General features: G+C 62.8%; 12 protein-coding genes. 5 read left to right on the forward strand and 7 right to left on the reverse strand.

Annotation, left to right across the window (positions count from 1 at the left end):
* Positions 1–160: 160 nt before the first annotated feature.
* On the forward strand, positions 161–1207 hold the full coding sequence (locus tag AC07RO_RS12580) for a LacI family DNA-binding transcriptional regulator (protein ID WP_346627807.1): 1047 nt from the start codon (positions 161–163) through the stop codon (positions 1205–1207).
* Between the two features lie 21 nt (positions 1208–1228).
* On the opposite strand, the gene AC07RO_RS12585 is transcribed toward AC07RO_RS12580, so the two are convergent.
* Both AC07RO_RS12585 and AC07RO_RS12590 read right to left on the reverse strand, forming a co-directional pair.
* On the reverse strand, positions 1229–1711 hold the full coding sequence (locus AC07RO_RS12585) for an LEA/WHy family protein (RefSeq protein ID WP_192172387.1): 483 nt from the start codon (positions 1709–1711) through the stop codon (positions 1229–1231).
* Positions 1712–1754: 43 nt separating this feature from the next.
* A complete protein-coding gene (locus AC07RO_RS12590) occupies positions 1755–3272 on the reverse strand; it encodes a nucleobase:cation symporter-2 family protein (RefSeq protein WP_495086183.1) in 1518 nt (505 codons plus the stop codon).
* 398 nt (positions 3273–3670) lie between these two features.
* Between AC07RO_RS12590 and AC07RO_RS12595 the strand changes: the two genes are divergently transcribed.
* The 4 genes from AC07RO_RS12595 (at position 3671) to AC07RO_RS12610 (ending at position 8281) form a co-directional block, all read left to right on the forward strand.
* A complete protein-coding gene (locus tag AC07RO_RS12595; RefSeq protein WP_192172389.1) occupies positions 3671–3970 on the forward strand; it encodes an ArsR/SmtB family transcription factor in 300 nt (99 codons plus the stop codon).
* Between the two features lie 401 nt (positions 3971–4371).
* Complete coding sequence (locus tag AC07RO_RS12600) at positions 4372–5805, forward strand: NAD-dependent succinate-semialdehyde dehydrogenase (protein WP_423572401.1); 1434 nt, start codon at positions 4372–4374, stop codon at positions 5803–5805.
* A 289-nt stretch (positions 5806–6094) separates the two neighbouring features.
* Positions 6095–7564: an MFS transporter gene (locus tag AC07RO_RS12605; RefSeq protein WP_495086184.1), complete on the forward strand. Its 1470-nt coding sequence runs from the start codon at positions 6095–6097 to the stop codon at positions 7562–7564.
* A 129-nt stretch (positions 7565–7693) separates the two neighbouring features.
* A complete protein-coding gene (locus AC07RO_RS12610) occupies positions 7694–8281 on the forward strand; it encodes a LysE family translocator (protein ID WP_495086185.1) in 588 nt (195 codons plus the stop codon).
* Between the two features lie 32 nt (positions 8282–8313).
* On the opposite strand, the gene AC07RO_RS12615 is transcribed toward AC07RO_RS12610, so the two are convergent.
* The 5 genes from AC07RO_RS12615 to AC07RO_RS12635 form a co-directional block, all read right to left on the reverse strand.
* Positions 8314–9147, reverse strand: a complete 834-nt coding sequence (locus tag AC07RO_RS12615) for an AraC family transcriptional regulator (RefSeq protein WP_495086186.1) — start codon at positions 9145–9147, stop codon at positions 8314–8316.
* A 6-nt stretch (positions 9148–9153) separates the two neighbouring features.
* Complete coding sequence (locus tag AC07RO_RS12620) at positions 9154–10797, reverse strand: phosphoethanolamine transferase (protein WP_495086187.1); 1644 nt, start codon at positions 10795–10797, stop codon at positions 9154–9156.
* A 226-nt stretch (positions 10798–11023) separates the two neighbouring features.
* Positions 11024–11764 (reverse strand): substrate-binding periplasmic protein, encoded by a 741-nt coding sequence (locus AC07RO_RS12625; protein ID WP_282373344.1) that lies wholly within the window; start codon positions 11762–11764, stop codon positions 11024–11026.
* Between the two features lie 15 nt (positions 11765–11779).
* Positions 11780–13150 (reverse strand): GGDEF domain-containing protein, encoded by a 1371-nt coding sequence (locus tag AC07RO_RS12630; RefSeq protein ID WP_495086188.1) that lies wholly within the window; start codon positions 13148–13150, stop codon positions 11780–11782.
* 2 nt (positions 13151–13152) lie between these two features.
* Positions 13153–13950: a substrate-binding periplasmic protein gene (locus AC07RO_RS12635; RefSeq protein WP_495086189.1), complete on the reverse strand. Its 798-nt coding sequence runs from the start codon at positions 13948–13950 to the stop codon at positions 13153–13155.
* Positions 13951–14597 lie beyond the last annotated feature (647 nt).

Genomic DNA, 14597 nt, shown 5'->3' on the forward strand with positions numbered 1-14597 from the left:
CGCGGCAGAAAGGTGGGCATTCGCTCAAGCGAGTAGCTGATACTGTCAGTTAGCGCTAACATCGTCAGTATCGGTAATCGATGAATAGACCGTCCAATACTGAAAAATCAGCTTTAAATAATCTCTGGTTATAACCAGGCTTTTGCCAGGAGCGGGCGTTTTGACGGACACAGCGGATCCCCCACGCAAGCGGCGCGGTGCCGGGCGCGTCACTCAGGACGCGGTTGCTCGCCACGTCGGCGTGTCGACGATGACCGTGTCGCGTTATTTCAATCAGCCCGATCAGGTGTCCGACGAGCATCGTCAGCGCATTGCGGCAGCCGTTGCCGAACTGGGTTACGTGCCCAATCTGGTCGCCGGAGGGCTGGCGTCGGCCAAGGGCAAGATCGTGGCGATGGTGGTGCCGAATATCTCCGGACCGATTTTTGCGGACACCATTCAGGGCTTCAGCGACACCCTCGCCCGGCACGGCTATCAGTTACTGCTGGCGTCGAGCTACTTCTCCACCGAGCAGGAAGAGCGGGCGATCCGCGCGTTTCTCGGCTGGTCACCCGCTGCGCTGGTGGTCACCAGTCACTTCCACAGTGAGGCCACGGAGAAGATGCTCGCGGCGACGGACATTCCGCTGATCGAAACCTGGGACTACCAGCCCGACCGCACGCCGATCCAGATCGGCTTTTCCCATCACGAGGTCGGGGTCACTGGCGCGCGTTATCTGCTTCAGCGCGGCTATCAGCGAATTGCGTTCGTGCTCAACAGTGCGGCGGGGGACTTCAGTGCTCAGGAGCGTTGCGCCGGGTATGTGCTGGCGCTGGGGGAGGCCGGGGTCAGCCCGCAGATTTTCACCCCGGCGGGCGATCTCGCGCCGTTCGAAGCCGGCAAGCAGGCGCTCACCGAGCTGATGCAGCGGGCCGCGCCTCCCGATGCGATCTTCTTCGCCAACGACAACCTGGCCGCCGGCGGTTTGCTCGCGGCCCAGCGTGCCGGGGTAAGCATTCCAGGTGATTGCGCGATGCTGGGTTTCGGCGATTACCCCTTCGCCGAAATGCTCATGCCCAGCCTCAGCACGATCAAGCCGCCCGCGCTTCAGATCGGTGTGCTCGCTGCCGAGCGGGTTTTGCAACGCCTGGGTGTGATCGGCGCGGACGAGGTCTTTCAGCGGTTGAATCTGCTGGAGTGCCGGTTGATCGGTCGGGAGAGCACCTAGCGACGTTCTGCCAAGCCGCCATCACCAAGTGCCGCTGGCCGGTTTCGGCAGGCTCAGCGTGCCGCTGTCCTCGAAGCGCATCGTGCCGAACAGTCCGCCGGCCAGCTTGCCGTGCAGCTCGTAGGGCAGGTTGTCCAGCCGTTGCTGATCGGCAAGGCCCACCGCCTGGCGCAGGGCGGCAAAGGCTGACACGGTGACCGGCACCGTCAACACGCCTTCGGAAAACCGCCCGATCGTGCCTTTCTGGTCGCTGACGCCAGAGGCCAGCAAGCGGCCGTTGACGTCCAGATTCAGCGCCACACCGTCGTACTGGATGTCGGTGTCGTTGGGGTTTTGCAGGCGCAGCTTCACGGCGAAGCGGATTTCCAGATCCTGGCCGGGCAGGGGATCGATGCCCACTACGTTGATGTTCAGCGGATCGCGGTTGGGAAACAGCGCGCAGGCGCTGAGTGCGAGCACCAGGGTCAGGCCGGCGAGGAGGGTGCGGATCGGGCGTAGCGGCATCGGTGACTCCCGTGGCAGGCCGTTGGGGCGCAACACGCCCCCTTCAAACGTCCTGACGATTCAAGTGTGCGACCCCGCGCGCCGGGAGAGGTTCTGCGTCAGGTCCCGCGGCAGGGCTAGGGGGCGGATCCTGCAGCACCTTAAGCGTGGCAGCTTCCGGGTCGAATTCGGTGAGCTCCGGCTCCTGGTATTCCTCCGGTAGAAAGATGTTGAGGATGATCGCGCAGAACGCGCCGACGGTGATGGGCGATTCGAAAATGTTGTGCAGCGCCTTCGGCAGCTCGCGCAAGACCTCTGGGACGGCCGCGACGCCCAGGCCCATGCCCAGGGAAATCGCCACGATCAGCATATTGCGCCGATGCAGACCGGCCTCCGAGAGGATCTTGATCCCGGCCACCGCAACGGTGCCGAACATGATCAGCGTCGCGCCGCCCAGCACCGGCTTCGGCATCAGTTGCAGCACGGCCCCGATGATCGGGAACAGGCCAAGCAGCACCAGAATCCCGGCGATGAAAAACGCCACGTAGCGGCTGGCCACGCCGGTCAGCTGAATCACCCCGTTGTTCTGCGCGAAGGTCACCATGGGCAGGCTGTTGAAGGTCGCGGCCAGCGCCGAATTCAGCCCGTCCGCCAGCAGCCCCGACTTGATCCGGCGGATGTACACCGGCCCGCTCACCGGCTGCTGAGAGATCATTGAGTTGGCGGTGAGGTCCCCGGCGGCCTCCAGCGGCGACACCAGAAAGATCACCGCGATGGGAATGAACGCCAGCAGATCGAAGGAAAACCCGTATTTGAAGGGCACCGGCAGGCTCATCACCGGCACATGGGGCATCTGCGCGAAATCCACCCGGCCCATGAACCAGGCGACGGCGAAGCCCAGGGTCAGGCCGATGATGATTGCGCTCAGGCGCAGTAACGGAATATTGAACCGGTTGAGCACCACGATGGTGATCAGCACCAGGCCGGCCAGGCCCATGTTCGCCGCCGAACCCAGGTCGCTGGCGCCGAAGCCGCCGGCCATGTCGGTCATGGCCACTTTCAACAGCGACAGGCCCATCAGGGTAATGATCGTGCCCGTGACCACCGGGGTGATCAGCTTGCGCAATTTGCCGATGAACTGGCTGAGGGCGACTTCGACGAACGCCGCGCAGAAGCACACGCCGAAGATCGTCGAGAGGATTTCGTCGGTGCCGCCGCCGCGACTCTTGACCAGAAACCCGGCGCTCAGGATCACGCTGAGGAAGGAAAAGCTGGTGCCCTGCAGGCACAGCAGCCCCGAGCCGATCGGGCCGAAGCGTTTGGCCTGAACAAAGGTGCCCAGCCCGGACACGAACAACGCCATGCTGATCAGGTACGGCACTTCACTGTCCAGCCCGAGCACGCTGCCGACGATGAGGGTGGGAGTGATGATGCCGACGAAACTGGCGAGCACGTGCTGTAGCGCCGCAAAGATCGCGGCGGTGAAATGCGGCCGGTCATGCAGGCCGTAGATGAGGTCTGTTCTGGACGAGACTGAAGCAGAAGCCGAGCGGGTCGGGGCGCTGTTGCGGGGTGCGGTCATGGTTAGCCTGCCATTTTGTTTTTATGGGGTCATGGGCTTTGCGGATGACACATCTCCGACCGGCGCGGACATCTTGTCTTGCCGGTCAGGATTGCCGACTGTACAACATGTCCACACGCATAAATACAGTTTGGTAGGAGATTGTGTACAAGGTGCAAGGCGGGGCATGGCAGTCGGCCGAGGTAAAAAGGGCGCGCAGGATGCCAGAAAACATTAACGCGGTCAGCGATCAATGTCGGGTGGTTCCAGGTAATGCTCACGGCGCTGAACCATCTTTTGCCGGAAGCCTCCATACTGTTGACCGCCTGTGTCGACCGCCATCAATGGTGACCGTCATCAGCCTGTCGAGTTTGTTCCGCAGTATCTCTGGACAAGGAGGTTTTTACTGAGGCGTCACAATGATTAACAGCACGGCACAGCAGTTCCCGTTGAGTGACTCGCAGTTCGCACTGATCGCCCGGGCGCTGGCTGACAGCCGCCGCTTTCGGATTCTGGTTCAGATCGGCGACAGTGAACAGGCGCTTCCATGCGCCGAAGTGCTGAAGGTCCATCCCGTCAGCGCCGCGACCGTTTCCCATCACACCAAAGAGCTCGAGCGCGCCGGCCTCATCGCCACCCTGCGCGAAGGCAAATACGCCAGCTTCATGATCCAGCGCGAGGTCCTGCACGCCTACGCTCGGCAGTTGATGCTGATCTAACACGCCCCGCGTCGTCTGCAGGACGCGGAGCGTCCGGGGCGGTGTTACCACGCGGAGCGTGGGAACCATCAACATCTATGGTGAACAAACCGGCCCCTTCCCGGCTAAAGCCGGTCCCACTAAATGCATTGCATGCATCCAGCAAGATTGGCGTCGACTGTAGGACCGGCTTTAGCCGGGAAGCCCTTGATCTGCTTTTGATCTTGATCTTCATACACAAGAGGCTCAGTCACCGCCAATCGCGAGTTTCATGTTCAGCGCCATTGAAAACGGCCTCGTCAGCCCCTATCTCTGAGGATGTCCCGCAACCGATCCAATCCGATCGCGAGCGGCGCGCATCCGGCAGGTTCAGCGCGCCTTTCTTCCCTCCGCCTCCCCGCGAGGCGCATCTGGAGTTCCCCATGTACCCAGACGTTCAGCTCTACATCGATGGTCAATGGCGTGCCAGCTCAGACGGCCGCACCCTCGATGTCATCAACCCCGCCGACGGCGAAACCCTCGGCACCGTGGCCCACGCCAACATCGCTGATCTGGACCAGGCGCTGGCAGCGGCCGAACGCGGCTTTGAAACGTGGCGCAGCACCCCGGCCTACGACCGCTACAAAATCATGCAAAAGGCTGCCAACCTGCTGCGCGACCGCGTCGATCACATCGCCAACATCATGACCCAGGAACAGGGCAAGCCCTTGGCCGAGGCGCGCATGGAAACCCTGTCCGCCGCCGACATCATTGACTGGCTCGCCGAAGAAGGCCGCCGCGCCTACGGCCGTCTGGTGCCATCGCGCAACGTCTCGGTCGAGCAGAAAGTCATCAAGGAACCGGTCGGCCCCGTGGCGGCGTTCACGCCGTGGAACTTCCCGATCAACCAAGTGGTGCGCAAGCTGTCGTCGGCGCTGGCGGCCGGCTGCTCGATCATCGTCAAGGCCCCGGAAGAAACCCCGGCGTCGCCTGCCGAACTGGTCCGTGCGTTCGTCGATGCCGGCGTTCCGGCCGGCGTCATCGGCCTGGTATACGGCGACCCTGCGCAGATATCCAGCTACCTGATCGCGCACCCGACCATCAAGAAAGTCACTTTCACCGGCTCGACCCCGGTGGGCAAGCAACTGGCAGCGCTGGCCGGTCAGCACATGAAGCGCGCGACCATGGAGCTCGGCGGGCACGCCCCGGCGCTGGTGTTCGACGACGCAGACATCGACCTGGCCGCGCGCACGCTGGCCGGCGCCAAGTTCCGCAACGCCGGGCAGGTCTGCGTGTCACCTACACGTATTCTCGTCCAGCGCGGCGTGTTCGATGAATTCGTCGAGAAGTTCGTCGGCCACACCCACGAGCTGAAAGTCGGCAACGGCCTGGAGCAGGGCGTGACCATGGGCCCGGTGGCCAACGAGCGACGCATCCCGGCGTTGAACGCGTTGATCAAGGACGCCAGCGACAAGGGCGCCAAGGTCCACGTCGGCGGCAAGGCCATCGAAGGACCGGGTTACTTCTTCCAGCCCACCGTCCTCAGCGGCCTGACCACCGAAATGCGCATCATGAACGAAGAACCGTTCGGCCCAGTGGCGCTGCTGGTGCCGTTCGACACGGTCGAGGATGCCGTCAAGGAATCCAACCGCGTGCCGTTTGGCCTGGCGTCGTACGCCTTTACCTCGTCGATGAAAACCACCCACATCCTCAGCACCCGCATCGAAGCCGGCATGCTGTCGATCAACCACCAGGGCATCGGCCTGGTGGAAGTGCCGTTCGGCGGCATCAAGGATTCCGGCTACGGGTCCGAGGGCGGCACCGAAGCGATCGAGGCCTACCTGAACACCAAGCTGGTGACGGTGTTCAACGTTTAACCCACGCAGCCCCGTTGAAAAAAGAAACCCACCGTTTGGTGGGTTTTTTTTGGGGTTGTCGCGGGTGGCGCTGGGGACTGCTTTTAGTGGGACCGGCTTTAGCCGGGAAGGCGCCGGTACGAGCACCCTCATTGTTGAGTCGGGGACAGATTGATTTACGGTGAAGCGTTGTAAATAAATCAGTCCCCTTATCTATCCCTCATCTATCCGCCACATCACCCCCGCTGAACTCCCACGCACCCCGCGAACTCTGAACCCACAGATCACTTCCGATCCACGGGGACGACTCATGGCGATCAGCAGCGTGCAGGCAGTAGCGGCAGACCCCAAAGGCGCAGTGTTTGAAACGGACCTGCCGGCCCGGCTTGATCGTCTGCCGTGGGGCCGGTTTCATACGTTGCTGGTCTTTGCGCTGGGCATCACCTGGCTGCTCGACGGTCTGGAAGTGACCCTGGCGGGCTCGGTGTCCGGGGCGCTGAAAGACAGCCCGGTCCTGCACCTGACCAACGCCGACATCGGCCTGGCCGGCGGCGCCTATATCTGCGGCGCGGTGCTGGGGGCGTTGTTTTTTGGCTGGCTGACCGACCGGCTCGGCCGGCGCAAACTGTTCTTCATCACCCTCGCGCTGTACATCACCGCGACCGCCGCCACGGCGTTTTCCTTTAGCGTCTGGAGTTTCCTGCTGTTCCGGTTCCTGACCGGGATGGGGATCGGCGGCGAGTACACGGCGATCAACTCGACCATCCAGGAATTCACCCCGGCACGCTTTCGCGGCTGGGTGGACCTGACCATCAACGGCACCTTCTGGATCGGCGCGGCACTGGGCGCCGTCGGCTCCATCGTGCTGCTGGACGCCTCGTGGGTCGGCGCGGACATGGGCTGGCGCCTGTGTTTCGGCATCGGCGCGGTGCTCGGCCTGATCATTCTGCTGATGCGCCTGTGGCTGCCGGAAAGTCCGCGCTGGTTGCTGATTCATGGCCAGGGTGAAGAGGCGAGGGTGATCGTGGAAGGCATCGAAGAGCGCCTGCGCCGTCAGGGCCACGACCTCTCCGCGCCAACAGGCCCGCCCTTGCGTCTGCATGCGCGGGACCACACGCCGCTGAAAGAGATTTTCCACAGGCTGTTCAACACCTACCGCCGCCGCGCGCTGGTGGGCCTGACGCTGCTGACCGCTCAGGCGTTCTTCTATAACGCGATTTTCTTCACCTACGCCCTGGTGCTGACCGAGTTCTATCAGGTGCCGTCGGCCTCCATCGGCTGGTACGTGCTGCCCCTGGCGCTGGGCAACTTCTGCGGACCCTTGCTGCTGGGCCGGCTGTTCGATGTGGTGGGGCGGCGGGTGATGATCAGCCTGACCTACGCCGTGTCCGGGGTCCTGCTGACCATTAGCGGCTATCTGTTTCAGCAGGGCGTTCTGGATGTCACGCAACAGGCCATCGCCTGGATGATCATTTTTTTCTTCGCCTCGGCAGCGGCCAGTTCGGCCTATCTGACCGTCGCCGAAACCTTCCCGCTGGAGATCCGCGCGCTGGCGATTGCGGTGTTCTATGCATTCGGCACGGCGCTGGGCGGCATCGTCGGCCCGACCCTGTTCGGCCAGTTGATCGACACCCATGAGCGGGGCCCGGTGTTCTTCGGCTACCTGATCGGTGCAGCGTTGATGTTGCTGGCCGCCGTGGTGCAGGCGATCTGGGGCGTGGCATCGGAAGGCAAATCCCTGGAAGAAGTGGCGCGGCCCTTGTCCCAGGCCCACGACTGACCCAAGCCCACGACTGAACCCTGAACCCTGAACCAGGCACACCGTCGGCGATTGGTCAGTTTTGTTCAATCGCCGGCTCCTGCGCCTTTCGTACACTCACCCCACAGTCAATGAAGGGTGACACGTGCAATGAATCTGATGATTTCCATGGCGGCGTTCGCACTGGCCGCGTCCATATCGCCGGGGCCGGTGAACGTTGTGGCGCTCAGTTCGGGCGCGCAGTTCGGTCTGGTCGCGAGCCTGCGCCATGTGCTCGGCGCGACGGTGGGCTTTGTCGTCCTGCTGATGTTCACCGGCTTCGGCCTGCACGAAGTGCTGCAGCGCTACCCGATGCTGACCGAGATCATTCGCTGGGCCGGGGTGGCGTTTCTGCTCTATCTGGCGTGGAAACTGGCCATGGAGGACGGCCGCCTTAATGTTGCCAAACCGACCCGCGAGCCGTCCTTTCTGCACGGCGCAGCGATGCAGTGGCTGAACCCGAAAGCCTGGCTGGCGGCGGTGGCGGGGATGGGCGCGTTTGTGGCCGATGGCGAGGCGCGACTGATCGGTCTGTTTGCGTTGATCTACTTCGTCGTGTGCTACCTGTCGGTGGCGTGCTGGGCCTACGCCGGTGCTTTTCTCGGCCCTTACTTGCGCAGCCCTCGGCGCATCCGCGTGTTCAACCGCAGCATGGCGGCGCTGCTGGCAGGCTGCGCGGTGTCGCTGTTTTACGTCTGAGCCCGTTCAGGTCCGGGCGAGCAGGCGTCTGATCACGGCTTGTACTGGCCCGGCGTCACGGCCAGATGCTTTTTGAACGCCCGCTGAAAATGCGCCTGATCGGCAAAGCCACTCTGCTGCGCGATGTCGGCGATGGGCTCGCCGATGCGCAATTGCGCCTGGCCGTGCTGGATGCGCCGGTTGACCAGCCAGGCGTGGGGTGTCATGTGGTAATGCTGCTCGAACGCGCGAATCAAGTAGGCCTCGGACAAGTTCGCCACCGCGCATAAATCCTCGAGCCGAATCGGTTGCAGATAATGCGCATCGATGTACCGCGCCGCGCGCTCGACCTTGGGATTGGGCTGTCTTGGCGTCAGCGTCGAGCCGCCCAAACGCTGTTCGACCAGGCTGAAAAAACCGACAGCGGCCTCCTGTTTTGCCAGCGTATCGAGCTGCGAATCCACCAGCCGCCGATGCAAGTCGAGCAAGCCTTTGAACAACAGCGGGTCACGACTGTGGGTGGCCGGATACCCGCGAAGCATGCCCCCGTTGTTGACCCCGCAATCACGCTGAAGCGCGCCCAGCCACTGCGCGTTCACGTACAGCATCAGGTAGGACCACGGCTGATCGTCGATGGGGTTGCAGGCGTGGACCTCGCCGGGGTTCATCAGCACAACGGTGCCGGCGGCGATGGTCTGAGTGGTTTTCTCGTGCAGGTACGTGCTTTGCCCGGCGGTGATTGCGCCGATGGAAAACACGTCATGGGAATGACGGGAATAACAGACCTTGCGTCCGTCGGCGATGGAGCGCGCTTCAATGAACGGCAGCTGCGCGTCCCGCCAGAACACCGGTTTATCAGGCTGTATCACCGGGTTCTGGCAGGTCATTTCAACTCATCCCTTGTTGCGTTTGCAGCTGTGAAAGAGGTCCAGCGCCGGTTGGTATTCCGTGCTGGTAACGCCGAGCAAGCCTAGCACCGAATGAAACATGTAGTCATGGCTCAGGTCCGGCTGGTCTTGCCTGGCCGCCAGGCACGTGCGATCGACGCCGGCGTCTTCCAGGGTCGAGTGGCCGAACCACATCACCATCGGCACCTGGGTCTGCGCCGTCGGGGCGATGGCGTACGGCGCGGCGTGCAGGTAGATGCCGTTCTCGCCGAGGGACTCGCCGTGGTCCGAGACGTAGATCATCGACGCATCGACCTTGTCCTGATTGCGCTTGAGCAGTTCGATGGTCTGGGACAGGAAATGATCGGTGTAGAGGATGGTGTTGTCGTAGACGTTTTTCAGCTCGTCGGACGTGCAGCTGCCCAGCTGATTGGTGTGGCAGACGGGCGTGAAGCGCTCCAGGCTCTTGGGGTAGCGGTCGTAGTATTCCGGGCCGTGGCTGCCATCGGAATGGAGGACGATGATGGCGTTGTCCTGCAGTGAGTCGATGTAGTCCTGCAAGCCCACCAGCAGGGATTCGTCGAGGCAGTTCTTGCCATCACAGAACGGGCTCGGCTGGTTTTTCGGGATATCGCTGTGGGGCACGCGCAGGCAGGTGCCTTTGCAGTCGCTGTTGTTGTCCAGCCACAGCACCTTCAGACCGGCGCGCTGAAGCATGTCCAGCAGACCCTCGTAGGTCTTGCCCTTTTTGTCGCTGTAATCGGTGCGCGGAAACTTCGAAAACATGCACGGCACTGACACGGCGGTGGAGGTACCGCACGAGGCCACGTGGGTGAAGTTGAGAATGTCCTGCTTTTTCAGCTCCGGGTTGGTTTCCCGCCCGTAACCGTTGAGGGAGAAGTGGTCGGCCCGTGCCGTTTCACCGACGACAAAGATCATCAGGCTCTTTTTTGGCCGCTGTTGTGCCTGGGGGCTGAGCGCCGCGTCGGCGCCGACGGTCTGGATTTTCAGCGTCTCTTTGATGGCGACGGTCTGCTTGGTCAGCTTGCCGATGGCGTAAATGTAATTGGTCGGGTTGATGAAGTGGGTGAGCTTGTCTTCATCGCGAAAGATCGGCGCATAGGTCGAGTAGAAGGGGCCGACGGCAGCGGCGATCACCAGCAAACAGCCGATGCAGACAAGCACTTTGTTGACCAGCCCGGGCAGCACGCGGCGGTAGATCACCGGCACCCACCAGATCAGCGCGATCGGCAGCACGCCGAGCAGGCCCAGGTAGAGAAACAGCTTGCCGCTCAACAGGGCCTCGGCCTCGCCGGGATTGGTCTCCAGCACGTTCTGCATCATCGTCGTGTCGATGCTGATGCCGTAGGTGTTCATGAAATACGCGGCGCCGGCCGAGCACAGCGCCACCAGACTCAGCGCCGGCTTGAGCGTCGGGCGAAACGAAAAGGGTGTGAGCAGCAGGGTGATTGCGGCCCACAGCAGGAAGGCAAACGACACATAGAACGCGATGGCCTTGACGCCCTGCAATTGCGCCAGATCAACCAGTGCGCGCCAGGTCGCCAAGTTGTAGAACACCACCAGACACAGGGAAAACAGCATCACCAGACGAGTAGACGTGACCGGTTTGACCATCGGATTCATTTCCATATCAGGGGCCGCGCAGTGCCTGGGGTGCGGGTGCAACAGGCATTTCCATCCGTGGGGCCGAGACGTCAGACTGAGTCAGTCAATGGCTGCCGGGAGGGGAGGCGGGACAGACCGCGCGGAGTTTTCCAAAACGATTGTGAAGGCTTTGTGAAATCCCCGAGGCGCTGATTTCCGGGGCGTGAAAACCGGGTTTTGCAGGCCGGGATCCGAGTGGGACGGCTTGCGGTCACTGCCCGGCGATGACCCTGTCCACCGTGCCGTCCTGTTTGAGTCGGGCGAAGGCGGCAGTGATTCGCTGGACCGTCTCGTCCGGGGTGCTGGCGCTGAGGGCGACGTACAGACCTTTGGACAGTTCGTCGAGGGTGAAGACGCTTTCGAGGTCCTCGAAGGCAATGTGCAGATCGGCGCATTGTTCCCGCGCCTCGCGCTCGGGCATGGGAATCAGCTCGACCTGGCCGCTGATGAGTTTGCGCAGGTTGTCGAGGTTATTGGCCGACACCACCATCCTGCTGAACCCCTTGCCTTCCAGGTATTGCTGGCGCGAATCGTCGCGCACCACGCCGACGGTGTAATGACTGGCGTCCTGCAAGTCCTTGACCCGCACATCGCCGCGCTTGCGCAGTTTGTAGAACGACGGCATGACGTGTTCCAGCTCGCCGACCCACTTGAACAGCCCTTCGCGCGCACTGCTGCGGATCATCGGGTAGATCAGCACGTTCGCTTCCAGCTGTGCGATGTCGTAGGCCCGCGCCCAGGGGTACAGCGCCATGTGGTAATCGGTGATGCCGGCGTTGGCGAGGGTCAGCTCGACCACTTCACTGGCGACCCCGACCACCTTGTCGCCGTCGAGTGCGCTGTAGGAGGAGTCTTCGGTCACCACTTGCAACGTCGCGGCGCCAGCGTTCAGGCACACGAAAAACATCAAGAAAGTGACCAGAACGCTGCACTGACGATGAATTGTTCCCATGGCATTCCTCTCGGTTCAGATCACACAGCGGTCCCGGCCCTGGCTTTTCGCCCGGTACAGCGCCCGGTCGGCACTCTGCAGCAGTTGATCGAAGTGCTCCATGTTCGCCGGGTCGAGCTCGGCCACGCCGATACTCAAGGTCACGAAGGGCGAGACCGGTGAAGCGCTGTGTACCAGTTGTTGCCGGGCCAGCAGCCCGCGCAGGCGATCGGCCGAGGCCAGTGCCTGTTGCTCATCCTGGCCCGGCAGCAGCACGGCGAACTCTTCGCCGCCGAGCCGCGCCACCAGTTCGCCGGAGCGCGAAAACAGCGCGCTCATGGCCAGCGCCACATCGCGCAGGCATTGATCGCCCCGGGCATGGCCGTAGGTGTCGTTGTAAAGCTTGAAGAAATCGATGTCGCACATCAGCACCGACAGCGGCTGGCGATGACGCAAGGCGCGGTTGAATTCCAGCTCCTTGAGCTCGTCGAAATGCCGGCGGTTGGCCAGGCCCGTGAGCGGATCGAAGCGGGTCAGGGCTTCCAGTCGCGTATTGGCGGCTTTGAGCTGTGCGGTGCGCTGCTCGACCAGTTCGGCGAGCTGGTCGCGGCTGGCGGCGAGGGTGACTTCATCGCGCGCCTGACGCTCCAGGTGCGCGGCCAGTTTGTCCTGCAGGTCATTGACGCCCGCTTCGAGCAGGTCGAGTTCGTCGCCGGCCTTGCCGCGTCGCTCAAGCGTCAGGTGCGTCTTGAGGTTGAGCGGTGTCAGGTGTTCGAGGTGGCGGGCAATGCGCCGCACGTGCAGGGTCACCGAGCGGTTGAACATCCCCATGATCAGCCCGGCGAGCGCCAGGGACTGGATGATCTGGGTGAGCATGATGACCGCGACTTCTTTCCACAGGCGTCTCCACAGCAGGCTCTCGTCGCCTTCGATGGTCAGCTCGCCGACCACCTCGCTGGCGCCGGGGTAGGGCGCAATCGTCAGCTGCCGATGCAACGCCGGGGCGAGGATCGAGCCGGTGTGGCCGGGGTGTTGGTGTTCCAGAACCTCGGGGGCGCGACCGGGCCGCAGGATCGTCAGCTGAACCCGGCCCACCGGCGCCGCCGTGGCCACGCTGTCGATCTGGGTCTGCAGCGCCTGATCATCCATCTCCCACACGGCTTTTGACAGCGTGCCCTGGAACACCTGATCGATCAGGCTCAGCTCGGCGTTCATGTTCGCCAGATTGGTGTTCCAGGCGAACCAGGTGCGCACCAGCACCGTTGCGGCGGTGAACAGCATGCAGAACGCCAGCGTCGCCAGCACCAGACGCCGTGCCAGCGAACCGTTGCGCTGTCCGGTGCGCTGCCCGTTGCGAGGGTCCGGGCGGGTGTCGCCGGGCGGGTCGGAAGGGGCGTCGAACGGCATGCTCATTGCCACTTGCGCGCGATGGCGTCGTAGGTGCCGTTGGCGCGAATGGTCTCAAGGGCTTTCTGAAACAGCTGCACCGTGGCGTCGGGCGTGCCGATGCTGAACGCCATGTTGAAGCCGCCGGCTTCTTCCAGCTCTTTTATGCGCAGGGATTGCACCAGCGTCCGGGTGGGGTCATCGCCGACCTGCCGGGCGAGGTAGTAAGCGTTGAGCTCGTCGGAAATCCACAGGTCGACGTGGCCGGTCTGCAGCTTCTGGTAATTGAATTCGTAGCGGTTGCTCGATTGCAGCTGATGGCCGATCTCGAACGCGCGCGCCATCAGGTACTGCTCGCCGACGTCTTCGTTGACCGTCGCGGTTTGCCAGTCCCGGGCATCGTCCAGGCTCAGCAGCGTGACGGGATGGCTGGCAGACGAATACAGAAACCAGCGCGACGCGGCGATGGTGCCGACCCACTTGAACAGCCGCTCGCGCTCGGCGGTGCGGGTGATGGAGTAGATCAACACATTGGGCGTGTGCAGCGCCAGATCATAGGCCCGCGCCCAGGGCATGGACTGAATGGAGGCCTGCACATTGACCTCCTTCAACACCGCCTGGACCACCTCGGTGCTCATGCCGGTGAGCACCCCGTCGCGGGTCATGTTATAGGGCGGGAGTTCTTCGGTGACCACATGGATCTCGACACGAGCCGCGTTCGAGTTAATCGATTCAGCTCCCGACGCGCCACAGCCCACGCACAACAACAGCGCCACACAGAGTGCGCTGCTCAGTGTGTGAATGAGCGAATGGAATGTCATCGATAACTACCTCATGGGGTGCAGAAGCGACAGAATCCGGGCCGTGAACACCCCGGCACAACCGTCACCGACTGCCTTGCACACCGGGATATCGGCTGAATAATCCGTCACTTGAGACGGCATCCTGCCGGTCATCCTACCAGCTTGAATGGACGAGGCCGGGTTCCCCGACTGCTGCGGACAACCTCACGCAAACTCCCCGACCGCCAGACCAGGCACATCGCGCGCCAGCCACCACGTCCGTCCAGAAATGCCGGCGATTGTGCTGGCCTCTTCCCGGCTGAAGCCGGTCCCACTAAAAAGCCGCGCGCAGTCAGTGGGACCGGCTTTAGCCGGGAATGGACGCGGAGCGTCCCGGGATGCATCCCCACGCAGAGCGTGGGGACGATCATCCACGGCACCGCATTCCCCCGTAGGACCGGCTTCAGCCGGGAAGCCATTGATCTGCTGTTGATCTGCTTTTGATCTTCGTACAAAAAAGGTCCAGACACCGCCAAGCGCGACTTGGGTGCAGGCTGAACGCAGGTTTTGCGGAGTGGGCCGAGCCGCATGGATGCGGCGAGAGCGCCGTCAGGACATGGATGTCCGTTCGGCGCGGGCCCACGGAGCAAGACCGGAGTGAAGGAACCCGACGCAGGAGGGCCAAA

Source organism: Pseudomonas sp. GW821-FHT07F05 (assembly GCF_059418765.1).

Bases quoted from the DNA above. Each gene is read 5' to 3' on its own strand.
- AC07RO_RS12625 (WP_282373344.1), bottom strand. From the start codon at position 11,764: ATGGGAACAATTCATCGTCAGTGCAGCGTTCTGGTCACTTTCTTGATG.
- AC07RO_RS12595 (WP_192172389.1), top strand. From the start codon at position 3,671: ATGATTAACAGCACGGCACAGCAGTTCCCGTTGAGTGACTCGCAGTTC.
- AC07RO_RS12630 (WP_495086188.1), bottom strand. From the start codon at position 13,150: ATGCCGTTCGACGCCCCTTCCGACCCGCCCGGCGACACCCGCCCGGAC.
- AC07RO_RS12615 (WP_495086186.1), bottom strand. From the start codon at position 9,147: ATGACCTGCCAGAACCCGGTGATACAGCCTGATAAACCGGTGTTCTGG.
- AC07RO_RS12620 (WP_495086187.1), bottom strand. From the start codon at position 10,797: ATGGAAATGAATCCGATGGTCAAACCGGTCACGTCTACTCGTCTGGTG.
- AC07RO_RS12600 (WP_423572401.1), top strand. From the start codon at position 4,372: ATGTACCCAGACGTTCAGCTCTACATCGATGGTCAATGGCGTGCCAGC.
- AC07RO_RS12585 (WP_192172387.1), bottom strand. From the start codon at position 1,711: ATGCCGCTACGCCCGATCCGCACCCTCCTCGCCGGCCTGACCCTGGTG.
- AC07RO_RS12635 (WP_495086189.1), bottom strand. From the start codon at position 13,950: ATGACATTCCATTCGCTCATTCACACACTGAGCAGCGCACTCTGTGTG.
- AC07RO_RS12605 (WP_495086184.1), top strand. From the start codon at position 6,095: ATGGCGATCAGCAGCGTGCAGGCAGTAGCGGCAGACCCCAAAGGCGCA.
- AC07RO_RS12610 (WP_495086185.1), top strand. From the start codon at position 7,694: ATGAATCTGATGATTTCCATGGCGGCGTTCGCACTGGCCGCGTCCATA.
- AC07RO_RS12590 (WP_495086183.1), bottom strand. From the start codon at position 3,272: ATGACCGCACCCCGCAACAGCGCCCCGACCCGCTCGGCTTCTGCTTCA.